Origin of the sequence: Hyalangium sp., from assembly GCF_045802625.1 — a bacterium.
Lineage (GTDB): Bacteria > Myxococcota > Myxococcia > Myxococcales > Myxococcaceae > Hyalangium.
The window spans coordinates 50,337-75,312 of sequence record NZ_JBJMQP010000025.1 but is presented as its reverse complement, the minus strand read 5'-3'; the positions used below and the strand labels follow the sequence as shown (position 1 = coordinate 75,312).

Annotated in this window: 18 protein-coding genes; 7 read left to right on the top strand and 11 right to left on the bottom strand. The window is 69.4% G+C overall.

What is annotated here, in order from left to right:
* From ACJ8AT_RS04755 to ACJ8AT_RS04745, 3 genes are all read right to left on the bottom strand, one after another.
* Positions 1-852: Rieske 2Fe-2S domain-containing protein (locus ACJ8AT_RS04755; protein ID WP_407736352.1), on the bottom strand; the 852-nt coding region annotated here is incomplete at its 3' end.
* Positions 853-867: 15 nt separating this feature from the next.
* Entirely contained in the window at positions 868-2,238 is a 1,371-nt protein-coding gene (locus tag ACJ8AT_RS04750) for a hypothetical protein (RefSeq protein ID WP_407736351.1), read from the bottom strand.
* Positions 2,239-2,265: 27 nt separating this feature from the next.
* Positions 2,266-4,407: a copper-transporting P-type ATPase gene (locus ACJ8AT_RS04745; RefSeq protein ID WP_407736350.1), complete on the bottom strand. Its 2,142-nt coding sequence runs from the start codon at positions 4,405-4,407 to the stop codon at positions 2,266-2,268.
* Positions 4,408-4,585: 178 nt separating this feature from the next.
* On the opposite strand from ACJ8AT_RS04745, the gene ACJ8AT_RS04740 reads away from it, so the two are divergent.
* The gene (locus tag ACJ8AT_RS04740; RefSeq protein ID WP_407736349.1) at positions 4,586-6,319 is read left to right on the top strand and encodes a peptidoglycan-binding protein; all 1,734 of its coding nucleotides are present in this window, start codon (positions 4,586-4,588) and stop codon (positions 6,317-6,319) included.
* Positions 6,320-6,466: 147 nt separating this feature from the next.
* Here the strand turns inward: ACJ8AT_RS04740 and ACJ8AT_RS04735 are convergent, their stop codons facing one another.
* Together ACJ8AT_RS04735 and ACJ8AT_RS04730 are read right to left on the bottom strand one after the other, a co-directional pair.
* Positions 6,467-7,492: an anion permease gene (locus ACJ8AT_RS04735; protein ID WP_407736348.1), complete on the bottom strand. Its 1,026-nt coding sequence runs from the start codon at positions 7,490-7,492 to the stop codon at positions 6,467-6,469.
* Position 7,493: 1 nt separating this feature from the next.
* Complete coding sequence (locus tag ACJ8AT_RS04730) at positions 7,494-8,120, bottom strand: DUF47 domain-containing protein (RefSeq protein WP_407736347.1); 627 nt, start codon at positions 8,118-8,120, stop codon at positions 7,494-7,496.
* A 282-nt stretch (positions 8,121-8,402) separates the two neighbouring features.
* Here ACJ8AT_RS04730 and ACJ8AT_RS04725 point away from each other — a divergent pair, with 282 nt between their 5' ends.
* From ACJ8AT_RS04725 to ACJ8AT_RS04715, 3 genes are all read left to right on the top strand, one after another.
* The gene (locus tag ACJ8AT_RS04725) at positions 8,403-9,338 is read left to right on the top strand and encodes an MBL fold metallo-hydrolase (RefSeq protein ID WP_407736346.1); all 936 of its coding nucleotides are present in this window, start codon (positions 8,403-8,405) and stop codon (positions 9,336-9,338) included.
* A gap of 32 nt (positions 9,339-9,370) precedes the next feature.
* The gene (locus ACJ8AT_RS04720; protein WP_407736345.1) at positions 9,371-11,128 is read left to right on the top strand and encodes a M14 family zinc carboxypeptidase; all 1,758 of its coding nucleotides are present in this window, start codon (positions 9,371-9,373) and stop codon (positions 11,126-11,128) included.
* A gap of 133 nt (positions 11,129-11,261) precedes the next feature.
* Positions 11,262-12,245: a TIGR02266 family protein gene (locus tag ACJ8AT_RS04715; RefSeq protein ID WP_407736344.1), complete on the top strand. Its 984-nt coding sequence runs from the start codon at positions 11,262-11,264 to the stop codon at positions 12,243-12,245.
* Positions 12,246-12,248: 3 nt separating this feature from the next.
* Here the strand turns inward: ACJ8AT_RS04715 and ACJ8AT_RS04710 are convergent, their stop codons facing one another.
* A complete protein-coding gene (locus ACJ8AT_RS04710) occupies positions 12,249-16,043 on the bottom strand; it encodes an AAA family ATPase (protein WP_407736343.1) in 3,795 nt (1,264 codons plus the stop codon).
* The gene (locus ACJ8AT_RS04705) at positions 16,040-17,281 is read right to left on the bottom strand and encodes an exonuclease SbcCD subunit D C-terminal domain-containing protein (protein ID WP_407736342.1); all 1,242 of its coding nucleotides are present in this window, start codon (positions 17,279-17,281) and stop codon (positions 16,040-16,042) included. Before ACJ8AT_RS04705 ends, ACJ8AT_RS04710 begins: the two co-directional genes overlap by 4 nt.
* A gap of 252 nt (positions 17,282-17,533) precedes the next feature.
* On the opposite strand from ACJ8AT_RS04705, the gene ACJ8AT_RS04700 reads away from it, so the two are divergent.
* Complete coding sequence (locus tag ACJ8AT_RS04700; RefSeq protein WP_407736341.1) at positions 17,534-18,145, top strand: hypothetical protein; 612 nt, start codon at positions 17,534-17,536, stop codon at positions 18,143-18,145.
* A 188-nt stretch (positions 18,146-18,333) separates the two neighbouring features.
* Here ACJ8AT_RS04700 and ACJ8AT_RS04695 read toward each other — a convergent pair whose 3' ends face one another.
* The 4 genes from ACJ8AT_RS04695 to ACJ8AT_RS04680 all read right to left on the bottom strand — a co-directional run bounded on the left by ACJ8AT_RS04695 (position 18,334) and on the right by ACJ8AT_RS04680 (position 22,068).
* Positions 18,334-18,897 (bottom strand): imm11 family protein, encoded by a 564-nt coding sequence (locus ACJ8AT_RS04695; RefSeq protein WP_407736340.1) that lies wholly within the window; start codon positions 18,895-18,897, stop codon positions 18,334-18,336.
* Between the two features lie 15 nt (positions 18,898-18,912).
* Positions 18,913-20,262 carry an AHH domain-containing protein gene (locus ACJ8AT_RS04690; RefSeq protein ID WP_407736339.1) on the bottom strand — a complete coding sequence of 450 codons (1,350 nt, stop codon included), beginning with the start codon at positions 20,260-20,262 and terminating at the stop codon, positions 18,913-18,915.
* A gap of 194 nt (positions 20,263-20,456) precedes the next feature.
* Positions 20,457-21,224 carry a lysophospholipid acyltransferase family protein gene (locus ACJ8AT_RS04685; protein WP_407736353.1) on the bottom strand — a complete coding sequence of 256 codons (768 nt, stop codon included), beginning with the start codon at positions 21,222-21,224 and terminating at the stop codon, positions 20,457-20,459.
* A gap of 52 nt (positions 21,225-21,276) precedes the next feature.
* The gene (locus tag ACJ8AT_RS04680) at positions 21,277-22,068 is read right to left on the bottom strand and encodes an SDR family oxidoreductase (RefSeq protein WP_407736338.1); all 792 of its coding nucleotides are present in this window, start codon (positions 22,066-22,068) and stop codon (positions 21,277-21,279) included.
* A 111-nt stretch (positions 22,069-22,179) separates the two neighbouring features.
* On the opposite strand from ACJ8AT_RS04680, the gene ACJ8AT_RS04675 reads away from it, so the two are divergent.
* Together ACJ8AT_RS04675 and ACJ8AT_RS04670 are read left to right on the top strand one after the other, a co-directional pair.
* Positions 22,180-24,279: an ArnT family glycosyltransferase gene (locus ACJ8AT_RS04675; RefSeq protein WP_407736337.1), complete on the top strand. Its 2,100-nt coding sequence runs from the start codon at positions 22,180-22,182 to the stop codon at positions 24,277-24,279.
* Between the two features lie 22 nt (positions 24,280-24,301).
* Positions 24,302-24,880 (top strand): hypothetical protein, encoded by a 579-nt coding sequence (locus ACJ8AT_RS04670; RefSeq protein WP_407736336.1) that lies wholly within the window; start codon positions 24,302-24,304, stop codon positions 24,878-24,880.
* Positions 24,881-24,976 lie beyond the last annotated feature (96 nt).

Here is a 24,976-nt window from a genome sequence, read left to right as displayed (position 1 = left end):
CCAGTGGGGAATGGGCAGCCGGAACGTCACCACCGCGTAGACGAGCGTGTCCCAGTCCGACACCGGCGTCATCGCCGACGTCACCATCAGGTGGCTGTCATTGCCGATGCGGTACTCCACCTGGGCGATGGAGGGCAGCAGGAACCGGTCGAAGTGCTGCACCACCCCGCCGCCCGGCGCCAGCACCTTGCCCACGAGCCCCTTGGGCCGAGGCTCGCCGATGTACTCGGCCTCCACCCGATCCGAGCTCCGCCGCACCACCACCTCAATCTCGTTGCTCTTCTTCGCCGTGCGGAACAGGCCACCGTGGAGGAACGCGGTGTGCGGCACATCCAGCGTGTTCTCCAGCGTGGCGTGCAGCGAGCCGGGCGCCCTCAGCGTGCGGCGCACCGTGCTGTAGCCGCGCTCGCCCAGCAGCGGGAAGCGGTAGGGCTCCGTCGCCGGCTCCACCCCCGGCGTCGAGTACACCCAGACGAAGCCATCCACCTCACGCGCCGCGTACGAGGCGGCACAGCGGGCCCTGGCGCGCGTGTCTCCCGACAGGCCTGGAATGGCACGGCACTCGCCCGCCGAGTCGAACGTCCACCCGTGGTAGCCGCACTGGAGCTGGCCACCCGCCACCTTCCCCAGCGACAGCGGCACGTTGCGGTGGGGGCAGCGGTCCAGGAGCGCGGCGGGCTGGCCTCCCGCTCCTCGGAAGAGCACCAGCGGCGTGCCCTGCAGCGTGCGCGCGAGCGGCTTGTCCCCCAGCTCGTGCGAAGCACAGAGGATGAACCAGCAGTTCGGCAGGTGGACCACCGAGATGTTGCCTGCCGGCGCACCCGGCGCCCGGGCCTCCTCGCGAGAGCTCATGCCTCGCACTCTAACCTAATGTGCCATGTGCCCCGAGTGCTGCATGGGCGCGGAGGCCAGGCGCAGGTAGACCATCCCGCCCACGGGCGTACGGCTGCCATAGGTGGACTCGAGCGCCGAGGGCACGAGGTTCACCGCGGCGCGCACGCCCACTCCGGGCAGCACCGGCCCCAGCGGCTCGAAGTTGCGCAGATAGCCCAGGACCAGGTTGGACACGCCGAAGCGCTCCTCATCGAGCGGCTCGGGCAGGACCAGATCATGGCCCGTCTTCTGGACGTACTCGGCGCGGCCGAAGACGACGTTGCGGCCATCGAGATCCAGGTTCGTCTCCAGCAGGAACGCATTGGAGCCGCCGTGGTCGCCCTCGACGTTGTGGCCCAAGACCGCGGTGGTGGCCCAGTGCCCGTCGGAGCCGAACGGCCGGTGGTACATGGCGGAGGCCGTCATGCGGTGCAGAGGCTCATCGGGATGGAGCGCGTCGTGGCTGGGCAGGTAGCCATAGGACAGCTGCGCGCTGACTTCGTGAGCCGGATTGATGCTCAGCCGCAGCGAGTACGAGTCCAGCTTCCGGAGATCGAAGTCCTTGCGGTTCTCGTCAGGCTCGCGGCCGTTGAACCAGGAGGCCTCGAGCTTCGCCATGGGCGTGAAGAGCCCAGCAGTGAGCACGCCAAAGGAGATATGCGTCGAGTCCTCCCAGTGGTGGCCGATCACCGCCAGCGGATCCGACGAGGCGGACAGCCGGTGCGGGAAGGCCACGGGCCCGAGCGCGGGCTCGCCCGCGGGCGCGGCGTAGAGCTGGAAGCCCCAGTCCCTCGAGAGTGTCTGGGTATAGGTGGCGGCCACCTCCATGAAGAGATCATGCGGGTGCTGCCGGTCATGCAGCGGCTCGCCCTGGTACGTCTCCCCTGTCTGCAAGAGCAGGGGATAGCCCCCGTGGTGCTGGGCGGTGAAGGGCTCGGGGCTGAGCATCACCCGCGCGCCGAAGCGCCCCGGGCCCACGTCGTGGTCGGCCATCAACATCAACCACCCGATCCCGACAGGCTCGTGGCCCCCCCGCGAGCCGCTTTGCCAGTCGTATCCACCGAAGAGCAGGCCATGGAACATGAAGTCCCAGCCGGCGGCGCTCCAGTGGAGCCCGGCATGAGGCGAGGCGTCGGGCTGCCACGCCGTGCCCGAGGCATTGCGCATCATCGGAATGCCGCTCATGGACATCGGCTCGGAGGAAGGAGCCGCTTCGTGAGCCATGGCGCCATGCTCGTGGTGGCCCATGGCCGGAGCGGAGGGCTCCGCGGGAGCAGGCTCGGAGCTCTGCGGCTCCTGAGAGGCCTGGGCTCCAGCAACCCACGGGAGCGCCCAGAAGGAGAGGATCAGCAGAGCGGAACGCATCGGAGACCTCGAGTCCTTGAAGGAGCGCTACAGCGGCAACCGGCGCAGCCTCAGCGCGTTGGAGATGACCGACACGGAGGACAGGCTCATCGCCGCGCTGGCGAACATGGGGCTTAGCAGCAGCCCAAACACCGGGTAGAGCGCCCCCGCCGCCAGTGGCACGCCGAGTGTATTGTAGACGAAGGCGAAGAACAGGTTCTGGCGGATGTTGTGCAGTGTGCCCTGGCTGAGCTTCCGGGCCCGCGCGATGCCGAGCAGATCGCCCTTCACCAGCGTCACGCCCGCGCTCTCCATGGCGATGTCCGTCCCCGTGCCCATGGCGATGCCCACGTCCGCCTGCGCGAGCGCCGGAGCGTCGTTGACGCCATCCCCGGCCATCGCCACCACGCGGCCCTCGGCCTGAAGCTGCTTCACCACGTCTCCCTTGGCCTCCGGGAGCACCTCCGCCACCACCTCGGAGATGCCGAGCTTGCGCGCCACCGCCTCCGCCGTGGTGCGGCTGTCGCCCGTGAGCATCACCACCCGCAGGCCCTCGCGGCGCAGCAGCTGGAGCGCCTCGGGCGTGGACCGCTTGATGGGGTCCGCCACGCCGATCACCCCCGCGGGCTTTCCCTCCACCACCACGAAGACCACCGTCTGTCCCTCGCGGCGCAGGGCTTCGCTCCGCTCGGCCAGCGCTCCGGCCTCCACCTCCAGCGCCGACAGCAGCGCCGCGTTGCCCAGCGCCACGGCGGTTCCCTCCACTCGCCCCGTCACGCCCTTACCCGTCAGCGAGCGGAAGTCCTGCACCGGCGCCAGCACCCCGCCCCGCTCCTGGGCTCCAGCCACGATGGCGGCGGCCAGCGGGTGCTCGCTCCCACGCTCCAGGCTCGCGGCCAGCCGCAGCAGGCGCGCCTCCTCGAAGCCCGGGGCCGACACCACCGACACCAACCGTGGCTTGCCCTCCGTAAGCGTCCCCGTCTTGTCCACCACCAGCGTGTCCACCTTCTCCAGCCGCTCGAGCGCCGCCGCGTCCCGGATGAGCACCCCCACCTGCGCGCCTCGCCCCGTGCCCACCACCACCGAGATGGGCGTGGCCAGCCCCAGCGCGCACGGGCAGGCGATGATGAGCACCGCTACCGCGTTCACCAGCGCGTACGCCAGCCGCGGCTCCGGCCCCCACACGCCCCAGATGAGCGCCGTCAGCACCGCCACCGCGATGACCGTGGGCACGAAGATCGCCGACACCTTGTCCGCCAGCCGCTGGATGGGAGCGCGCGTGCGCTGCGCCTCGCTGACCCGCTGGACAATGCGCGCCAGCAGCGTGTCCCGTCCTACCCGCTCCGCTCGCATGATCAAGCTACCCGTGCCGTTGACGGTGCCCCCTGTAACCTTCGCGCCGGGCGCCTTCTCCACCGGGAGGGACTCGCCGGTCACCATCGACTCGTCCACCGCGCTCTCTCCCTCCAGCACCACGCCGTCCACCGGCACCTTCTCGCCCGGGCGCACCCGGAGCCGATCCCCCGGATGGATGTGCGCCAGCGGAATGTCCTCCTCGTGCCCGCCCTCTCGGATGCGGCGCGCCGTGGTGGGCGCCAGGCTCAGCAGGGCCCGGAGCGCTCCGGAGGTGGCTCGGCGCGCGCGCAGCTCCAGCACCTGTCCCACGAGCACCAGCGTGGTGATAGCCGCGGCGGCCTCGAAGTAGACGGGGACGTTGCCTCCGTGGCCGGTGAAGGCGTGTGGCAGCGCGCCAGGGAAGAGCGTGGCGAAGACGCTGAAGAGGTACGCCACCCCCGTGCCCAGCGCGATGAGCGTGAACATGTTGAGGTGGCGATTGCGCACCGACGCCCAGCCTCGCTGGAAGAAGGGCCACCCGCCCCACAGCACCACCGGCGAGGCCAGCACCAGCTGCACCCACGCCATCGCGCCCGGAGACAACAACCGCTGCACCGGCTCGCCCGGCAGCACGTCCGACATGCCCAGGATGACCCCGGGAAGGGTGAGCGCCAGGGACACCCAGAACCGGCGCGTCATGCTGAGCAGCTCGGGATCCGGCGCCTCCTCCACCGTCACCGTCCGAGGCTCCAGCGCCATGCCGCACTTCGGGCATGCTCCCGGGTGATCCTGCTGGACCTCGGGATCCATTGGACAGAGGTACACCGTGCCCGAAGGCCCCTTCTTTTGATCCATTGGCTCTTGGCTCGCCATCAACAAGAATTAGTCATTCCAAGGACTTGGCGCATTCACGCGCCGAATGTGGGTCTTCTGGAGCAACTTCGCTTCCTCGGATCTCGATAACCAAGAAAACTCACTTGCGGGTTTTCGTCTATCCGAGTTTTCCAGAGAACCCGCGAAGGACCCTTCTGCCATGACCACTTCCGTTACCCAGACGCGGCGCACGCAGGCTCCCCATGCCACCGCGGCCGCCGCCTCCAACCCGAACGCCATCCTCTCCAAGTACAAGCCCACGGGCGCCTCCGAGGTCACCGCCCACCAGGACGGGCTGCACGCCGGCGTGGCCGCCTCGCACAAGATGGCCGAGACGGACCGGGCCCGGCTCCAGAAGTACGCGCCCGAGTTCGCCGCCGCGGGCAAGAAGTACGGCCTGCCGCCGGCCCTGCTGGCCGCCATCGCCAGCCGCGAGTCGCGCGGTGGCGCGGCGCTCGACAGCCGTGGCTTCGGTGACCACGGCAACGGCTACGGCCTGATGCAGGTGGACAAGCGCTACCACAAGCTCGAGGGCGGCCCGCACAGCACGGCCCACATCGAGCAGGCCGCCGGCATCCTCAAGGCGGACCTGAACGCGGTGAAGAAGGCGCACCCGAGCTGGCCGCCCGAGCAGCAGCTGCGCGGCGCGGTGGCCGCGTACAACTCCGGCGCCGGCAACGTCCAGACCATCAAGAACATGGACGTGGGCACCACGGGCAATGACTACTCCAACGACGTGTGGGCGCGCGCGCAGGATCTGGCCCCGCACTTCGGCGGCGCCACGGGCACCTCCGGCTCTTCCGGCTCCTCCGGCACCGGGGGCACGAAGCCCAGCACGGGCACCTCGCACGCCAGCGCTCCGACGCTCAAGGAGGGCAGCAGCGGCGCGGCGGTGAAGACGCTGCAGAACCAGCTCAACAAGCTGGGCTTCAGCGTGGGCAAGGCGGACGGCGAGTTCGGCCCCAAGACCGAGCACGCGGTGAAGTCCTTCCAGAGCAAGCACCACCTGACGGCGGACGGCGTGGCCGGCCCGAAGACGCACGCGGCGCTCCAGAAGGCGCTCGAGCAGCACAGCAAGCCGGCGCCCAAGCCCACCACGGGCGGCGATCACTTCGAGCCTGGCTCGAAGTACAAGCCGGCGCCCGCGCTGGCGGACGTGAAGTCGGGCAAGGCGCACCTCCATGAGGGCATGGAGGGTGGCTCGGTGAAGCACGTGCAGAAGCTGCTGGGCATTGACACGGACGGCCAGTTCGGCCCGGCCACCAAGAAGGCGGTGTCGGAGTTCCAGCACCAGCACCACGTGGGCACTGACTCGGCGGGCTCGGTGGGCCCGAAGACGCTGGCGGCCATGGAGAAGGCGGCCAAGGCCGGCACGGTGGTGGGCAACTACCGCATCGACACCAACAACCCCATCCTCCACAAGCTGGCCACCTCGCACCTGAACAACGGCCCCACCGGCTACTGCGTGCTGACCACGCTCAACAACATGAAGCGGCTGGGCGTGCCGCACACCCCGGTGGCCACGGGCTCGGACCCGAACAACCCCCGCGGCGGCATGGCGCAGATGCTGCGCAACGGCGGCTGGGCGTCGGTGCCGTTCCCCGGCTCGCACAAGGAGGCCATCCACAGCCCCTACGGCAACGCCACCGCCAACGTCGTCTCGGCCTCGCAGTACCGGAAGCTGGCCTCCGAGGGCAAGGTGCCCAGCGGCGCCATCATCTTCCAGTCCCGCACGGGCTGGGGCTGGAGCGGCGGCTCGCACGGCAACGACATGGGCATCGTGCGCAACCACGGCAACACCACGCACAACTACGCGGACATGCCGGGCATCGTCTACGGCGACTGCAAGTCCGTGGTCATCATGGTCCCGAAGGACGCCCTCAAGCCGGCCTGAGCCACGGCTCGGAGGGAGCTGGGGCCTGATGAGGGTCCCGCTCCGGCTGAAGGACATCGCTTGAAATGAGACGGGGAGCACTCGGAGTCACCGGGTGCTCCCCGTTCCATTTGAGCGCGCTCGCCCGGGAGGCTCGAGGCGGACGGCCTACCCCACCAGCCGCATCACTCCCGAGACGATGGCGTAGACGATGAGGGACACCGCGGCGGCGGCGGGGATGGTGAACACCCAGGCCCAGATGATGCGGCCGGCCACCCCCCACTTCACCGCGCGCCAGCCCTTGGTGGAGCCCACACCGACGATGGCGCCCGTGATGGTGTGGGTGGTGGACACGGGGATGCCCAGCTTGGCCAGGGCGATGATGGTGACGCCGCCGCCCGTCTCCGCGCTGAAGCCGCCGATGGGCGCCAGCTTCGTGAGGCTGTGGCCCATGGTCTTGATGATGCGCCAGCCCCCGAAGAAGGTGCCCAGGCCGATGGCCGCGTGGCAGGAGAGGATCATCCACCACTGGATGTGGAACTCCTGGTCCTTCCAGATGGTGCCGAAGAGCACCACGGCGATGATGCCCATCACCTTCTGCGCGTCATTGGTGCCGTGGCTGAAGGAGAAGATCCCCGAGGACAGCAGCTGGAGCCGCCGGAACCACGTGTCCACCTTCAGCGGCGTCTGACGGTGCACCGCCCAGGTGCTCGCCAGCATCATCAGCGTGCCGAGCACCAGCCCGATGACGGGCGACAGGACGATGAAGGCGGCGACCTTCGCGATGCCCGCCCCCACCAGCCCCTGGAAGCCGAGCACCGGCAGCGTGGCGCCGATCATCCCTCCGGCCAGCGCGTGGGACGAGGAGGAGGGCAGCCCCCACCACCACGTCAGCAGGTTCCAAGAGATAGCGCCCATCAGGGCGCAGAAGATGACCACCAGCACCGCGGTGGGGCCCTGGGCGCGCAGCATGTCGAAGTTGATGATGCCCTTGCCCATGGTGTTGGCCACCTTCACCCCGCCGCCGAACGCCGCGATGAAGTTGAAGAAGGCCGCCCAGGCCACCGCCAGGTTCGGCGACAGCACGCGCGTGGACACCACCGTGGCAATGGAGTTGGCCGCGTCGTGGAAGCCGTTGATGAAGTCGAAGATGAGCGCGACCGCGACGATGACGATGACAGCCGTGAGCAGCATCTCAGGAGTGCTCCAGGACCACGCCCTCGATGACGTGCGCGACGCCGAGACACTTGTCGGTGGCGGTCTCGATCATGTCGTAGATCTCCTTCCACTTGATGATGGTGAGGGGATCCACGCCGCTCTTGAAGAGCCGGCCCACGCCGGCGCGCAGCACCTCGTCCGCCTGGCTCTCCAGCTTCTTGATCTCCTTGCAGCCGGCGAGGATCTGCTCGGGCTGCTTGATATGCCGCAGCGCCGCCACCACCTCGCGGACCTTCTCGGCGCTGAGCACCAGGATGCGAGCCAGCTCCGTGGCGTCCGGCAGGCTGGATTGGATCTCGTAGTAGTGCAGCCGCGAGGCCGCCGCGTTGGTGAAGTCCAGCACGTCGTCAATGCGCGACAGCAGCGAGTGGATCTGCGTGCGATCGAACGGGGTGATGAACTGCTTGTGCAGGCGGTTGAACGAGGTGTGCGCCACCTCGTCGCCCTTGTGCTCCACGTCCTTGAGCGCCTGCACCTTGGCGGCCACATCCCGGTAGTCGCTGAGCAGGGCGTGGAGCATCTTCGTGCCCTCCACGGTGGCGGCGCACTGGGCGTCGAAGTCGTCGAAGAACTCGTCGGACTTGGGCATCAACTTCTGGAGCATTCAGCCTCCTGGTCGCCCGCCGAGGCGGGCTCGGGAAACGAGGGAGGGCCGTGGCAGGCACGAGCCCTCCCGTGGCGGGGGCGTGACTACCTCACCTGGGGAGAATCTCCAGCGAACATTTCAGGTAGGTGGGACGATTTTCGCGGGGGTGAAGGTGGGAGATCCAGCCCCCACCTCCAGGGTCTCACTCCTCGTCCGAGCCGGCAGGCCCCCCTTGCGCGAATGGGCGCTGACTGAGCATGAACCCCGTCACGGGCCCCAGTGCCCCAGGAGAAAGTCCTCATGGCACCGCGCTTCAAGAACCTCGACGGCAGTGGACCGCAGGCGTTCAACAACGTCCTCAAGTGGGCGGTGGCGGACAAGCTCGCCGGCCGTCGGCGCAAGTCTCCAGGCCGGGCCCCCATGCCCCGCGTCGAGCCGGACCTCAAGGCCCTGGCCACTCCCCCCGCGCCGGGCGAGGGCGCGCGCCTCACCTGGCTCGGCCATGCGAGCTGGCTGGTGCAGCTCGACGGCGTGTCCCTGCTCATTGATCCGGTGCTCCGCGACGCCATCAACGTCGTCATCCGCCGCAACGTGCCGCCCGGTGTTCCGCTGGAGAAGCTGCCGCCCATCTCCGCCAGCCTCGTCTCGCACAACCACTACGATCACCTGGACATGCCCTCGCTGGTGGCCGCCCGTGCGCCCATCGTCACCGGCCTGGGACACGCGAAGCTCTTCCGCGGCCCCAAGCTGCCCTGCACCGAGCTGGACTGGTGGGGCTCCACGAAGGTGGGCCCCGTCACCGTGCACTACGTCCCCTCGCAGCACTGGAGCAGCCGCGGGCTCGGGGATGCCAACCAGATGCTCTGGGGCGGCTTCGTCATCGAGGGCTCCAGCGCCCGGCTCTACCACTCGGGCGACACCGCCTACTTCGACGGCTTCAAGGAGATCGGCCGCCGCTACCCGGGCATCGACGCGGCCATGCTCCCCATCGGCGCGTATGATCCCGCGTGGTTCATGAGCAAGCAGCACATGAACCCGGAGGAGGCCGTGCAGGCCTTCGAGGACCTGGGCGCCGCGCGCTTCCTCGCCATGCACTGGGGCACCTTCAAGCTGACCGACGAGCCGCTCGACGAGCCGCCCCAGCGCCTGGACAAGGAGTGGACCCGCCGCCAGTGGCCACGCGAGAAGCTCCACGTGCTCGCCGTGGGCCAGAGCCTGCCTGTTCGTCAGGGTTGAGCCCACCGGGCAGGTATGGTTTGGGAGACCCCATGCTCCTGCCCTCCCTGCTCGCCGTGCTGCTGGCCCAGGCCCCCCTCACCACCACCGCCGAGCGCTCCAACTGGACGCGCACCGGCCGCTACGCGGAGGTGGAAGCCCTCTGCCGAGACTTCCCCAAGGCCTTCCCGGGCAAGGTGCGCTGCGAGACGTTCGGCACCACGCCCGAGGGCCGGCCCATGCTCGCGCTGGTGGTCAGCACGGACGGCACCCTCACCCCCGCCGCCAACGCGAAGAAGGGCCGCCCCGTCGTCTTCTTCCAGGGCGGCATCCACGCCGGAGAGATTGACGGCAAGGACGCCGGCTTCTGGCTGCTGAGGGATGTGCTCGCGGGCAAGGCGCTACCGGGGGTGCTCGGGCAGGTGACGGCCGTGTTCGTCCCCGTCTTCAACATCGACGGCCACGAGCGCTTCGGCCCCAACAACCGCCCCAACCAGGTGGGCCCCGAGGAGATGGGCTGGCGCGTCACCGCGCAGAACCTCAACCTCAACCGTGACTACGTGAAGGCGGATGCCCCGGAGATGGTGGCCATGCTCACCTTCCTCCACGCGTGGAACCCGCTCTTCTACATCGATCTCCACGTCACCGACGGCGCCAAGTTCGAGCACGACATCTCCCTCACCCTCGAGCCGCTGCGCAGCGGCCCCGAGCCCCTGCGCGCCCAAGGCGCGAAGCTGCAAGAGGCGCTCGTGACGGGGCTGCAGTCCGAGGGGTATCTGCCCGTCACCTTCTACCCGTCCTTCATCAAGGAGGATGATCCGGCCTCCGGCTTCGCCGAGGGCGTCGCTCCCCCGCGCTTCAGCCAGACGTACTGGGCGGTGAACGGCCGCTTCGGGATGCTGGTGGAGACGCACTCGTGGAAGCCCTACGCCCACCGCGTGAAGAGCACGCGCAACGTGCTGGAGAACTCGCTGAAGTTCGTGGCCGCCAACGGCGCCGCCATGCAGGCCGCGGTGAAGGCGGCGGACGCGGCGGCCGAGGCCGGGCAGGTGCGGGAGGCGACGCTTACCTGGGATCACACCGACAAGAGCCACCTGATCGACTTCCGCGGCTACGCCTATAGCTTCGAGCCCTCGCCCATCTCCAACGAGAAGGTGGTCCGGTACGACGAGACGAAGCCGCAGGTGTGGAAGGTGCCGCTCTTCGACGAGGTGCGCCCCAAGCTCACCATCCCGCTGCCAAAGGGCGGCTACCTGGTGCCCGCGGCCCACGCGGCGTGGATGGAGGCCAAGCTGCGCGCCCACGGCCTGCGCTACCAGAAGCTGGAGAAGGAAGTGCCCGCCGCGGAGGTGGAGGCGTTCCGCTCCACCGAGGCGAAGTTCTCGCCCCAGTCCTACGAGGGCCACCAGACCCTCACCGTCCAGGGCGCGTGGAAGCGGGAGACCCAGGCGCTCCCGGCGGGCTCGCTCTACGTGCCGGTGGCTCAGCCTGGAGTCGCACTGCTCGCCCACCTGCTGGAGCCCATGGGCCCGGACTCGCTCGTCACTTGGGGTTTCTTCAACCCGCACTTCGAGCAGAAGGAGTACATCGAGACCTATGTGCTGGAGCCGTATGCCCGCGAGCTGCTCGCCAAGGACGCCGCGGTGAAGGCCGCCTGGGAGGCACGGCTGAAGGATCCAGCCTTCGCGGCGGATCCCCGCGCCCGGCTGCGCTTCTTCTACGAGCGCCACCCCACCTACGACGCCCGGTTCAACCTCTACCCCGTCTTCCGCCTGGACGCCCCGCCGGCCGGCCTGCGCCCCGCTCGGTAACGGGCCGCTGTCGGCCGGGAGCAGGTGCTACAGCCCTGCGATGCGGGCCTGTCGCCTACTCTCCAACAAGGTGGGATTACTTAACCGCGCTGATATGTGGAGGTATCCATCGGCTCGGGTATGTTCTCTGGCCGTGGCTACCTTCAGTCTCGCAGCTTTGTGGAACGCCTCCGCCATCCCGGGCCATGTGGCCGGGATCGTGGAAGCCATCGATGAGCTGCTGCCCTCCACGCAGCCCGTCGAGATCATCATCGCGTTGCGCGAGAACGAGGCGAACCTCGAGCTGAAGTTGGAGATGTCCGACTTCCCGCGGCTCGAGATGGACCGTTTCGCGTGGGAGATCAAGGCCAGCAAGGGCACGCTGGTGGAGCTGTGGAAGCTGCCCAAGTCCGAGCGCGATGCCTTCCGCGCCGCCGCCTTCTCCGGCAACGTCATCACCGCCGAGAACTACTGGAGCGCGGCCAGCACCCTCAAGGAGCACCTGGAGGGCATCACCGCCCGCGGGCTGAAGCCGCTCGCGCCTCCGCAGGGCCTGCCGCACGCCAACCGGCCCGCCCCGGCCGTCCCCCCCGGCGGTCCCAGCCCGGTGGCCGCTCCAGCCCCGGCCCAGGACGAGGCCCTGGCCGACGAGCCCCTGTCGCCCGAAGGGGGAGATGAGCCCATCGAGCCGCTGGAGACCGTCGAGCCCGAGGACGAGGGCGAGCCCATCGAGCCGCTGGAGGCCGTCGAGGAGGAGGACGAGCAGCTCCAGCCTCAGGAGCAGCCCCAGGAGCAGCCCGAGGATCTGGCCGCGCCCTCGGGCCCGGAGCTGCGCCGCTACAAGCGCTTCCCGGTCAACCTGGAGATGGAGTTCCGCACGGAGCTGGACTTCGTGCGCGAGCACGCGACGAACATCTCCAACGGGGGCCTCTTCGTGCGCACGGCCCACCGGCCGCCGATGGACGCCATCGTCCGGGTGGACGTGAGGCTGCCCAACGGGGACCGGCTCCAGGGAGACGCCCTGGTGGTGCACGTGGTGGATGATCCGTACAAGGGAGGCGTGGGGCTCGCGTTCCTCAGCGATGACCCCTCCTTCGCGGAGACGCTGGACCGGTACCTGGCGAGCCTGGCCGGATAGGCCTCACGCCACCTTCTGTCCGGAGCCCGAGCCCGGGGCCGGTGGCGGCGGCAGCTCGGCGAGCCCGCCCTCCACCTGCACGACGAGGCGGCTGCGTCCCCCGCCCTGCTTCACCACGCGCACCTGCACGCCGATGCGCTCGGCCAGCCCGGACACGTGGGAGATGATGCCCACCTGGCGGCCCGTGGCCTGGAGCGCGTCGAGCGTGGCCAGCGCCACCTCCAGCGTCTCTGGATCCAGCGTGCCGAAGCCCTCGTCGATGAAGAGCGTCTCCACCTGCGTGGTCTCGGACGAGAGCGAGGCCAGCCCGAGCGCCAGCGCCAGCGAGACGAGGAAGGACTCGCCGCCGGAGAGGCTGGCCAGGCTGCGCATCTCGTCGCCCATGTCCTGATCCACCACCTGGAGATCCAGATCGTAGCCGGGCACGCGCATGAGCCGGTAGCGCCGGGCCAGCTCCTGCAGGTGGGCGTTGGCGTGCAGCAGCAGCGCGTCCAGGGTGAGGCTCTGGGCGAAGACCTTGAACTTCTTGCCGTCCGAGGAGCCGATCAGCTCTTGGAGCGTCTTCCACACCTCGGCGGCTCGGCGCCGGTCCTCCAGGGCCTGGGCCTCCGCGCCGTAGCGGCTGCGGGCCTCATCGTCCTGATCGAGCCGGGCCTTCGAGCGGGCCGCTGCGGCGCGACGGGCCTCTACCTCGGTGCGAGCACGAGCGCAGGCGGCTGCCACGTCGGGCTCGGGCAGGGTCGGCGGACCCGAGGCCTCATGTTTGGCGCGCCAGGCCTTGCGCTCGTCGAGCACCGTCCGGGCCTTCGAGAGCGCTTCGTGCAGCTCCGCCAACGCACGGGCCTCCGCCTCACACCAGGCGGCATCGTGCGCGAGCAGCTGGCGAACCTCCTCCAGCGTCACGCCTTGGCCTTCCAGCAGCGCCGCGAGCGACGCCTGGGCCTGCCCCCGAGCCTCCACGGCCGAGGCACGTGCCTTGGCGGCTTCCTCGGAGCGCGCGGTGGCCACGGCGGCGGCCCGGCTCGCGGACTCCGCGGCGGCCCGAGCCTTCTCGTAGCCCTGGGTGGCCGCTTCCACGGCGGCTCGCAGGGCCGTGCGGACCTGCTCGGTGGCGCGGCCTTCGAGCACCTTCGCTCGGGCGGCCAGCGTTGCCTGGAGCGCCTCGTCCGCGCGCTTCCAGACACGAGCCTGTTCCTCGGCGGCCTCGCGCTGGGCTTCCTTGCGAGCCTCGGCGGCGGCGCGGTTGCCTCGGGCCTCGACCTCGCGGGCCTGGGCCGCCTTCAGTGCCTCCTCGCGGGCATTCCACTCGGACACCTTGACCGCGCAGCGCTTTCGGAAGTCCGCGGGATCCGCCGCGAGCCGCGCCTCCCACTCCTTCGAGCCCGCGAAGGCCCCCGCCAGATCCACGAGCACCTGCCGCCGAGCCTCCGCCGCCTGCTCCGCGTCGCGCTCGGCTTGCTGAGCGGATTGCTCGGCTTGCGAGAGCGACTCCTCCGCGCGCCGCAGCGCCTCGACCGCCGCCTCCAGCCGCGAGCGACAGGACTCCAGCGCGGCCCGAGCCTCCCGCGCCGTGCGAGCCCTACCCTCCGCGGCCTCTTCCTCGGCCCGTACCGTGGCAAGCCGGGCCTGGGTCTCCTTCAGGGCCTCTTCGAGCCAGCCTCGCGCTCCCGCGTCCTCCGCTTGCTCGGGGGGCAGTGGCTGCTGAAGGCGAGCACGTGCCTTCGCCCAGTCCTCGCGGTGTCCCGCGCGCCGAGCCGCCGCGGCGCTCCGCCGAGCCTCCGCCTGCTCCTGCTGGGGACGGGCCGCCTGCTGCCGTGCGAGCGCCGCCGCTTCCTTCCGAGCCGTGGCCGTGCGCTCCGCTTCCAGCGCCTCGACACGCGAGGAAGCATCGACGACGAGCCCTTCGAGCACGGCCTCGGCACGGCCATAGGGGTGCTCCGTTGCTCCGCAGAGCGGGCAAGGCTCTCCGTCTCGAAGTGCCGCGCGGTGTGAGCTCAGCCCCTGCGCCGCCTGGGCTTGAGCCAGCGCCCGCTGAGCCTCCTTCAACCTCGCTTCCAGCTCCAACCGGAGGGCTGCGGCCTCATGCGCCTCGACCGCCGCGCTCTCCGCCTCACGCTTCGCGGCCTCCGCGTCCGCGCTGGACTCCTGCTCCGCCGACGCTTCCGCGACAGCTCCGTCACGAGCCATGCCCAGCGCCCGCAACGCCTCCTGACGCGCTAGCAGAGAGTCCCGCAGGACGCGCCGAGCCGAGCCCGCGTCCTCGCCGACCGCAGCCTCGGCGTGAGTGGCTGTGGCCTGAGCCGTCTCCGTGGCCTCGGCGGCGACCTGCCGCTCCTGCCGCTTCAGCTCCGCGGCCTCACGCAGCCGCACCCCATCCTTGCCAAGCCGGGCCGACATGGCCCGTGCCTGCTGCTCACTCAAAGCCGCGCGCTCATAGCGGACAAGCTCCGCCTCCCAGCGAGGCCACTCTCGCGCGAGCGCCTCCATACGGGAATGGTCCGCCAGCCACTTCTGAGCCGCCTCCGCCGCCGTGCGAGCCGCCGTCTCCTCGCCGACAATGCCCGCGAGCACCGAAGCCGCCTGGGCCTCGGCCGCGCGAGAGGACTCCGCCCGCTGTGCAGCCTCCTGGGCCTCGCGCCGCTCCACGGCGACCTGCGCGTCCAGCCGATCCGCCTCGGCCAGCGCCGGCCCTGCGGAATCCTCTGCCGCCTGCGCCGCCGCGCGAGAGGACTCCGCCTGCAGCGACTCCGCTCCCCGCGCGCCCGAGGCCGCGAGCGCCTTCTCCGCCTCGGCCGCCCGAGCCGCCTGGGCCGCCGACGCCTCCGTCAACGCGCGCTCAGCAACCTCGACCGCGGCCACCGGAGCACGAAAGGCCTCCGCCGCGCGCACACGGCCCAGCATGGCCTCCCGAGGCGCCGCCGCCTCCACCGCCTCCGCCGCCCGAGCCTGGGCTGTCGCGGCCTCACGCTCGGACTCCACGAGCCGGGCCCGAGCCGCATACCACTCCGCCGCGGCTGAAGCCTCTGTCAGCGCTCCCTCCGCCTTGGCGCGAGCCGCCTCCTCGTCCGCGAGCGCCCGCTCCACCGCCCCGCGCTCCTCGTCGGACAGGCGGGAGATGGCCGCCAGCCCGGCCTCCATCTTCTCCACCTGGGCCTGCTCGGCCTTGTGGCGCTCGTGCGCGGCCATGGAGAGCTGGCTGTAGATCTCCGTCCCCGTCATGCGCTCCAGCAGCTCGGCGCGCTCGCTGGCGTCCGCGCGCAGGAACGCGGCGAACTCGCCCTGGGCCAGCAGCGCCGAGCGACGGAACTGATCAAACGACAGCCCCAGCCGCTGCTCGACGGCCTCGAGCACCTCGGACTTGGTGCGCCCGAAGGTCTGCCCGCTGGCCACATCCGTGAGGCTCAGCTCCTGCGGCCGGAAGCGCCCCTCCGCCTTGTTGCGCGCCCGCCAGACGGACCACCGGGAGCGGTAGCGCCGCCCATCCTTGCCGAGAAAGTCCACCTCGGCATGGCCCTCGGCGGCCCCGCGCCGCAGCACGCCGCGCACGTCATGGGACAGCAGCCGGTCATCCACCTCCTCGCCGTCGCGTCCCACCGGCACGCCCCCGCGCCCATTGAGCCGCGGCGTGCGATCGAAGAGCGCCAGACACATGGCATCCAGCAGCGTGCTCTTGCCCGCGCCGGTGGCACCGGTGATGGCGAACAGGCCCAGCTTGTCGAGCGGCGCCTGATCCAGCTCCAGCGCGAAGTCGCCGGCGAGGCTCGTCAGGTTGCGGCCGCGAATGGCGAGGATCTTCACGAGGCATCCTCCTGCACCTGGGTGAGCAGCGTGTGGAAGGCCTCGAGCAGCTCCGGGGCCATGGGCTCCTGGTAGTCGCGGGCGTAGCGAGCCTTGAAGACATCCTCGGGGGTGCGATCGCGCAGGGAGAGGCCCGCTTGGGTCTCCGCGAGCACCAGCCCCGTGCCCGTGTACGAGGGCGTCAGCTTCACCAGCCGAGCCGCCTTGCCCTCCAGGACCGCCTCCACCTTGCGCCGCAGCGAGGGCTCGGGCCGAGGCAGCGACACGCAGACTTCCAGATAGGGCCGAGCCTGCTCGGGGGTGTCCTTGTCCAGCTCGGGCAGCTCGGCCAGCTTCGCCAGCACGTCCTCGAGGGGCGCGGCGTCCCGCTCGGGCACGCGGAGCATGTCCGCGGTGCGAGGCACGGACAGCGGCCGCACCGAGCCCAGCGCCTCGCCTTCAAGCTCCACCAGCAGCACCTGATGGCGGTAGTGCGCCTCGCTCAAGGAGAGCGGGATGGGCGAGCCGCTGTAGCGCACGCCCTCGCGCCCGCCCACGCGCTGCGCCTTGTGCAGGTGCCCCAGGGCCGCATACGCCACATCCTCGGGGAACAGGTCCACGGGGAGCGCGTGCTGGTTGCCGCCGAGGATCTTCCGCTCGCTGAGGAGCGAAACCTCGGTGCCGACCATGTAGCAATGGCCCATGGCGACCAGGGCCTGTCCGGCCTGCCGGAGCCGTCGAGCGGCCTCCAGCGTCAGGCCATACACCTCGCGCACGCCATCGACGAGCCGGTCTCCCTCGGTCCGCACCAGGGGCAGGTCCGCGGGCCGCAGATACGGCACGGCGGCCACCCAGGCCTTCACCTTGCCGCGCGAGTCATGGAGCGGCACGAGCAGCCGCTCGAAGTCGAGCGTCCCGCGAGCCCGAGGCAACCCACCCACCACGCGCACCTTGAGGGCGGCGAAGAGCGGGTCCGGCGCATCCAGGCGCGCCGCCGAGTCATGGTTGCCGCCGATGACGACGACCTCCAGCCCCGGCAGCTTGCCGCGAGCCCGAGCAATGAAGTGGTACCAGGCCGCCTGCGCCTCGGCGCTGGGGTTGGCGGTGTCGAAGATGTCTCCGGCCACCAGGAGCGCATCGACGCTCTGGGCCTCGAGGGTGACGAGGAGCCAGTCCAGGAAGGCGGCATGCTCCGCCTCCCGGGAGACGTCGTACAGCGTATGCCCCAGGTGCCAGTCCGACGTATGCAACAGACGCATCCGGTTACCACCCCTCCACGGCCGCGCGCGCAGCCTCCAACACTCCAGCCACCCGGTCCAAGCACCGAGAGGGGGCTCGCTTACACGCCCGGTCTGACATTCACAAATCCATCAGTAATTCCGGCCACTTCCGCAGGTCGCCCTCCCTCCCAGGTGGAGCGCGGCGATCCCACATGCGGGGATGGCCAACCAAGCAGGCACCATGCACCGCGTCGCTTCCGGGTCCCCAGCCCTCCAGGCACAATCGCGGCCATGAGCCTCGCGCTCCTGCCCCTGGTGGTACTCGTCCTCCTCGTGCCGTTCCTGGCCGTCTCGGCCTACGCCCTCTGGAAAATCAAGAAGGCGAGCCGCGCGGCCTGGGCCGAGTTCGCCCACAACCACGGCATGCTGGCCACCGGTTTCCGGATCGAAGGCTCCTACGAGGACTACCCGCTCGTGATCGAGACCGCGCGGCGCGGCCACAGCAAGCACCGGTACACCGTCACGGTGCTCTCCCTCTCGGTGCCCGACGCGCTGCCGCCCGAGTTCTCCCTGGCGCTCGAGAGCCTCGGCGACAAGGTACTCCACTTCCTCGGCAAGAAAGACGAGAGGATTGGCGACGCCGACTTCGACAAGTTCTTCGAGATGGAGAACCTCTCTCCCGCCCTGAGCGCCGTGCTGCGCCACATGGCCGTCCAGGAGCACCTCTACGAGATGGTGAACCAGTACCAGACCTTCCACATCCGCGATGGCTGGATCCACGCCGAGCGCCGCCACGTGCCCTCGACGGCGGAAGAGCTGGAGGAGTTCGTCGGCCCCGCGCTCATGCTGGCCCACACGCTGGAGGAGACCTCGCGCCGCACCCAGCGCTGGGCGGCGCGCTGAAACTGGATCGAGCGTTTCGCGCGGCGCGATGGCGGCTGCCATTCCGCGTGCCATGGTGCCGGCCATTTCGCGCGCCATTTCTCGCCGCCCCGCCGTGGAGCACGAAACACCGACGTGTCCAGCCTGGACGCTCACCATGCGCCGCATGCGCCGCGCGTCGAGGTTCGGGCCACTGCGGCAGGAAGTGGCTAGACCTCCGTGAATCTCGGGCCGATAGCGCCCATGCCCTCGAGAGCGTCCTTGATTTCCTCGGCAACGATCAGCGTGCCTGACCACCCCTCGGGACGGAACACCTTGGCGTCTCCTACCAGCGCCTTGTCGATGTGGAGATCATCTACAGCCCAATACTTCCCCACCTTGTCGGGCGCTCCATCTTCTGGGGTCCAGAACTGCACCTTGGAGGCTTTCTCGTCGATGCAGCGGATCAGGCGCGTTGCCACAAGGACGAGGTACTGATCTGGATGGCCCTCAATGTCAGCGGGAATAAGCTGCACATCGCTGCGAGCCCGTTCCACCAGCATGGTAGCGATCTTGATGTGAACAACGGGAATCCGCACTCCCGCCTCGCAGAAGTCCAGTGATCTTCCCGCGATCTTGACGGGGATTCTCAATCGCCCGTCCACGTGCACCGGTGCTCCTCTCTTGAAGTCCCAGTCATGCACCTTGACGCCCTGGCTATCGCAGGGTGTGGCCAAGTACCAGCGACGGGGGATGTAAACGTCGTCGGCAAGCCTGAAGAAGCGCTGAACCATGGGGGCCATCTAGCGTCATTTCCCCTCGGTGACGAGGCGGTTTAGTTCCGTGCCCGGTGTCGTGATCTCGCGAGCCAATTTTCTGAGAGCGTCCGTCAGATTCGCTCGGCATTCCGCGATGGTGCGGCACTCTGCGAGCGCCTCGTCTATGCGCTCGTAGATGATCTCATGGTACCGCTGCGGGTGAGGCCCCTGGTGCCCCTCGACGGACACGATGTTTTCAGGGTCCTTCAACCGCATCCCAGCCTTGGCGAAAAGCTCCTCGAGCAAGGGAGTCCAGGGGCCGCCGCGCAACGCGGACTTCCTGTTAGCGATCGTTCCGATGTGGTGCTTCTGCGCGCGGGTGCCGCTCCCGGTGCGCACTGCCATCGCCACCGCGCCGGGGGCCAGCGCCACGCGGAAGCCGTCCTCCGTCACAGCCACCGACTCCACCGCGCCCACCTCGGACAGCAGGGCTCCTTCCTGCTCCGCCGCATGGAGCGACACTTGCGCCGATCCGGGCAGCGTCGCCACCTGTTGCGCGAACCCTTTCGCCGTGTGCGTGAGCAGCGCCATCACGATCATGGCGAAGGCTTGCGCCGCTTCACGCGAGAACAGCCGACCGAACTTCTCGCCCGCTTCGCGGATCTCCTCGAAGGTGGTGGCGGTCTTCATTTCCTCCATCAACTCGAACCACCCTTTCACGAGGTTGTAGAGCGTGAAGGCGCCAACCCAGAGCACGAGCGCCGCAGTCGCCCACGCGGCCACAAACTTGGTCACGGGCTCGGGCATCGCGAGCAAGACGAGCAGCGTGACGACAGTCCCAATGGCTGCTTGCAGGACGGCCCGCATGCTCACCATGTCACCGAGCGCCTTCTGGAACTCCTCCAGAACGGGGCTCTTACTCAAGGCCATGGCCAGCATGTACCGGCCTTGCATGTCCAGGTACTTGCCCCCCACGAGCGCGCCCAGGCAATCGCCCTCCACACCCTGGGTACTGTGACACCATGCCTTGTAACGGCTGACGAGTTTCTGTTCCCCCTCCGTCAACGCTCCTTCCAGGGGCACGCCCGACTCCAGCGGGACGAGCTTTCGCTCTCGCAGCAGGTAGAGGTAATCCCCATAGAGCGCGTCCAGTTGAAACAGTCGTTCCACGGTCTGCCGGGGTGAACCCGTCAGGCGCACCTCGCGCGCCATTCTTCGGATCGCCTCGGTGACTTGCTCCGGTGTCACCTCCACCGGCCCCGCTGTCGCAGCGCGGGGGATGTAGATCAGCGTTTCTCCCTCTGCTCCCGAGTCCACCTGAATCATTGGCCGGGCGGTAGAGCACCCAACCAACAGGGCAAGGAACAGCGCTTCGGCCTTCCAGAGAATTCGCCAGAGCATGATGCCCCCCCTTTGTGTGAACAGGGGAGCAGGTTAGGGGGCCGCCACCCGGCAGAGGAGGATATGCCGGGTGGTGCTCGCTCCAGGACCCTACGAGCTCTGTGGGCACCACGAGCCCCAGCGCACCGCGAGCCAACCGTCCGACGTGACCGCCTGGACGTTCGGTTGGCGAGCACACGCCGCCAGCACTTCCCTCAAGCGCACTCGGAAGCTCTCTCCTGTCCTGGGTCCGCGGGCAGGGGCGGCAGGCCGAGCGCCTCGAAATAGAGCGCGCGAACGCGGGCGGCAAGCTCCACCGCGTCACTTCCGAGTGACTCGGGAGGCAGCGGCGGCAGCACGCGCACGCGCACCGAGGCCCGCGCATGCATCTGCGGCCCATCGCCCTCCAGGATGCCCGTGGTGCCCTCCAGCACCACCGGGACCACGGGCACCTTCTCGTCGATCGCGAGCCGGAACGCGCCTCGCTTGAAGGGCAGCGGCTGGCGCGTGGGGGCGTAGGTCCCCTCGGGGAAGATGAACACCGCCACCCCGCGGTGAAGCCACTTGCGGCAGTCCTCCAGCATCCGATCCATGGCGTGCACATGCCCGCGCACCACGGGCACGTAGCGCATCAGCGTCATCAGCCAGCCCACCATGGGCAGCGTGAAGAGGGAGGACTTGGCGACGAACTTGAACGGGTGGGACAGGCCCATGGCCGCCACGATGTCCATCGCGGACTGGTGGTTGGCGACGATGACGGCCGGGCCGGGAGGCAGCCGCTCGCGCCCCTCCACGCGCACGCGCCAGCCGGGCCACGCGCGCAGGTAGAAGAAGTGGCACCAGGCGCACACGAAGGTGTGCAGCAGGGCCCGGTGCCGATCGAATGGCAGCGTCACGAGCCACAACAGCACTCCCAGCACCGTGCACACCGGTGCCGTGAGCAGGAAGAAGAGCCCGTACGCGATTGTGACGCGGTACTTCACCATGATCGAAAGAGCCGCCCGCGCCCGGATGTGACGCGGAAGCGCCCCCCTGTCACCGTGACCCTTGGCCGAACTGGGCCGCGAGGTTCATCCCATAGTTCGCCTCGAGCCCCCCATCGATGACGATCGTCTGCCCGTTGATGTAGCTGGAGGCCTCGGAACACAGCCACTCGATGGGGGCGGCGATCTCGTCCGGGCTGGAGATGCGGCCCACGGGAACGGTGTCCTTCACGCGGGCCTCCAGCGCATCCCAGGCCTCGCCCATGTAGAAGCGGCTGGAGTCGGTGTCGATGTAGCCCGGGTTCACGGCGTTGACGCGGATGCCCGTGCCAGCGAGCTCCGCGGCGAAGTACTTCACCAGGATCTCCATGGAGCCCTTCATGGCGCCCAGGAAGCCGTGGAAGGGCAGCGGCATGCGCGAGTCCATGCCGGACACGGCGACGATGCGGCCCTTGCGGCCCTCCATGAGCGGCACGGCGCGCTGCACGCCGAGCACGAAGCTCTTCACCGTGACGTTGAACGTCTTGTCCATCTGGTGGAGCTTCATCTGCATCAGCGGCACGAAGGCGGTGGAGGCCGCGTTGGCGACGAAGACATCCAGCCCGCCGAACTCCTGCTGGATGGTGTCGAACACGCCATTGAGGCTGGCCGGCTCGAGCTGGTCCGCCACCACGCCACGGCAGCGCCGCCCGAGCGCTTCAATCTCCTTGGTCAGCGCGGCGGCGGCGTCCGCATCCCGCCGGTAGGTGGAGACGATGTCATAGCCCGCCTTGGCGAGCCGCAGGGAGACACTCCGGCCCACGCCGCGCGAGCCACCAGTGATGAGAGCAACGGGAGAAGTCATGACCCCTGGGCATACCACTTCCCGGCCCTCCCGGCTGAAGAGCGAGCGGACAGGAGCTGGCGCCTCGATTGCCTTGCCGCCGTGGGGACGAGGCCACTACCGTGCGCCCCCGTGTCCCCTTCCGAGCTGTTACAGCGCCTCCGGCAATGGGTGGCTCGCCCGTTGGATCCGCTGAGGCTCCACCGCACGGATGCCCTCCTCATTGTCTTCATCTGTGTCTGGGGCCTGTGGCTGCTCGCGCCCGGCCTCGGGCACCCGGGCATCCACTACTGGGACGAAGCGCTCCACCAGGCCGCCGCTCGGGGGACGTACGACTCCTTCTTCTTCCCCCACTTCTATAGCGATCCCATCTACCCGGTACCGCCAGCGGACTGGTTCGGCGCCGGAGTCTGGCTGCACAAGCCCATCGCGCCCCTGTGGTTCGGCGCCGCGGTGATGCACCTCATCGGCGTCACGCCGCTGGCGATGCGCATCGGGGCGTTGCTGGGAGAGTTGGGGGCCGCGGTGGCCACCTACCTGCTGGCACGCAACGCCGCGGGCCGCTTCTGGGCCACCGTGGGAGCGTGCGGATTCCTCGCGCTGCCGTTCGGCTGGATCCTCACCCAGGGGCGGCTCTTCGGAGACGTCTACGACTGCATGCTGGTGGGCTTCGTCAGCCTCACCATGGTGCTGCTGGTCCGCACCATCGAGAAGGACTCCTGGCGCTGGGCGGTGGCCACCGGCGTTGCGCTCGGGCTGGGGCACCTGACGAAGACGGTGCTCGCGCTCGCCCCGCTGGGAGTGGCCGGGGTGATGGTGGGCGCCCGGTTGCTGCGCTTCTCCAAGGGCCCGCGGCCCACCCACTTCCTCATCATGGGCGCCGTGGCGCTCCTGGTCACCGGCCCCTGGAACCTCTACGCCGCGCTCAAATGGCCCGAGGTGTACCGGGCGGGCGTGGAGCTGACCTTCGGGCACATCCAGGCCCCGCCCCAGATCGACGTGGGAGGGTGGCGCAGGCCCGTGGACGGCATCTTCGTCGAGATGCTCAACCACGAGTTCTCTCCTCTGAACTCCATCTTCCCGGTCGTGGTGGGCGTGTGGCTCATCATCCGCGGCGTGAAGCGGCGCGAGACGGCCGTCATCGCCACCGCGCTCTGGTTGTGGTCGACCTGGCTCACCCACACGTTCGTCGCGGTGAAGGCTCCCGGGCACGTGTGGAACGCGGCCCCGGCGGTGCTGGTGGCCGTGGCCCTCATCGGGGCGGATGTCTGGCGCTTCCCGGCCATGGGCACCGCTACTGTCGCGGCCCTGCTCACCCCGGGGCTCATTGATCGCTTTCCCGCGCTGAGCCGGGTGCGCTCGTTCATCCCTCCACAGCTCCCCCAGGTGCGCGGCACGCCGGGGCTGGCGGAGGGCGTGGTGCTCGCCCTGGGAGCGGCGCTCCTCACCTGGGCCGCGTTCGTCGCCGTCCGGCGCGCTCGCCCCTTCGCCGTGTGCATGGGCGTCTTCTGCTCGGGCCTGCTGCTGGAGACCTTCGGCCACTACCTGCCCTCGATCGTCAAGGCACAACCCGAGGTTCACAAGCAGGAGCTGCTCACGAGCTACGAGCGCGAGCTGGGCCAGGTGCTGGATCGCGAGCTGCCGAAGAAGTCCGTGCTGTGGCAGGCCTTCGACCTGGATCCCGAGCGCGTCTTCGAGATCCACGAGTCGCTCTTCTGGAACGGCCGGATGACCTACCGCGGGGCGGTGGACTACGCCGCGGCGCACGCCAAGGGCTACCACCCCTATATCGTCTCTCCGGTGGCCGAGCCCTATGCGCCGGTGCCGGGCGTTCCCGCCTACGCGTGGATGCGAGCCTATGACGCCGAGGTGCCCGCCAGTCCTCCTCCCATCCCCGAGGGCGCGACGCCGGTGGACATCCAGGTGGCGGGGATGCAGGTGCTGGGCTTCGCGGCGGGGCCGGCCGATGGGAAGACCGACAAGTGGGTCTTCTTCATCCACTCCGACGGTGTGCCACAGCGCCTCCCCCTCACCTTCGTGACCGACGACTCGCACGCCTCCCCGCTCCGGCTCGAGCCGGAGGCGTCGCTGATGAACCGGGGCCGTCTGGCGGGAGTCCCCTGGTTCATCCTCCCGACGCTCGGCCCGCAACGCGCGCACGTTCAGGCCATCGAGTTCGGTGCCGAGCACCAGCGCCTCACGCTGAACCCGCCGCCCACTGGCTCACCTTGAGCCGACCGCACCCGAGGCCTTCATGGAGCCCCTCCGAGCCGCAAGCGTTGCCTGGTACGTGACGGGCCGCTTCTACACCGCCCCCGACAAGACGACGCAGGACCTGGGCTACTTCCTCCACCTGCAGGGCATCGCGGGGGAGCTCTTCCACGGAGCGCCCAGCGAACAGACGGCCTGCTTCACCTTCAGATCGGCCCCCTTCCGGGCACGGCCTGTCACCAATGGACCGCTGTCGCTGGGGCTCGACTCCACCGGCGAGTTCACCCTGTACCTCAAGCGCCACCCCGGCGCGTCCTTCGACACGCCGGACTCGTTCTCCGATGGCGAGCCCATCGCCACGTTCCGCCGCGTCAGCGTCGTCATGGGCACTACGCTCAGCGCTCCCAGCACCTCGGGCGGGTTGCTCACGCTCAACGTCTTCACCGCCGCCCTCATCCGAAGCCGCGAGTTCGAGTTCCGAGGCGTGCGCTACGATCTCAAGCACCTGCTGCCGCACGGCATCACCCAGTGGGGAGACGCCAGCCCCACGCCGCTCCCCGCGCCCCAGGGCTTCGAGCAGTCCTTCGCCTTCGTCGGCTCCGCCATCGCGGTCGGGAAGTGACGGGCGGCACCAACCCTGGGGCCAGACCCTTTCAGCTTGAGGACATCTCCTCTCAAAACGAGAGTCTTCCCGGCGACACCTCCAGGAATCTCAAGC

Bases quoted from the DNA above. Each gene is read 5' to 3' on its own strand.
- ACJ8AT_RS04750 (WP_407736351.1), bottom strand. From the start codon at position 2,238: ATGCGTTCCGCTCTGCTGATCCTCTCCTTCTGGGCGCTCCCGTGGGTT.
- ACJ8AT_RS04745 (WP_407736350.1), bottom strand. From the start codon at position 4,407: ATGGATCAAAAGAAGGGGCCTTCGGGCACGGTGTACCTCTGTCCAATG.
- ACJ8AT_RS04740 (WP_407736349.1), top strand. From the start codon at position 4,586: ATGACCACTTCCGTTACCCAGACGCGGCGCACGCAGGCTCCCCATGCC.
- ACJ8AT_RS04735 (WP_407736348.1), bottom strand. From the start codon at position 7,492: ATGCTGCTCACGGCTGTCATCGTCATCGTCGCGGTCGCGCTCATCTTC.
- ACJ8AT_RS04730 (WP_407736347.1), bottom strand. From the start codon at position 8,120: ATGCTCCAGAAGTTGATGCCCAAGTCCGACGAGTTCTTCGACGACTTC.
- ACJ8AT_RS04725 (WP_407736346.1), top strand. From the start codon at position 8,403: ATGGCACCGCGCTTCAAGAACCTCGACGGCAGTGGACCGCAGGCGTTC.
- ACJ8AT_RS04720 (WP_407736345.1), top strand. From the start codon at position 9,371: ATGCTCCTGCCCTCCCTGCTCGCCGTGCTGCTGGCCCAGGCCCCCCTC.
- ACJ8AT_RS04705 (WP_407736342.1), bottom strand. From the start codon at position 17,281: ATGCGTCTGTTGCATACGTCGGACTGGCACCTGGGGCATACGCTGTAC.
- ACJ8AT_RS04700 (WP_407736341.1), top strand. From the start codon at position 17,534: ATGAGCCTCGCGCTCCTGCCCCTGGTGGTACTCGTCCTCCTCGTGCCG.
- ACJ8AT_RS04695 (WP_407736340.1), bottom strand. From the start codon at position 18,897: ATGGTTCAGCGCTTCTTCAGGCTTGCCGACGACGTTTACATCCCCCGT.
- ACJ8AT_RS04690 (WP_407736339.1), bottom strand. From the start codon at position 20,262: ATGCTCTGGCGAATTCTCTGGAAGGCCGAAGCGCTGTTCCTTGCCCTG.
- ACJ8AT_RS04680 (WP_407736338.1), bottom strand. From the start codon at position 22,068: ATGACTTCTCCCGTTGCTCTCATCACTGGTGGCTCGCGCGGCGTGGGC.
- ACJ8AT_RS04670 (WP_407736336.1), top strand. From the start codon at position 24,302: ATGGAGCCCCTCCGAGCCGCAAGCGTTGCCTGGTACGTGACGGGCCGC.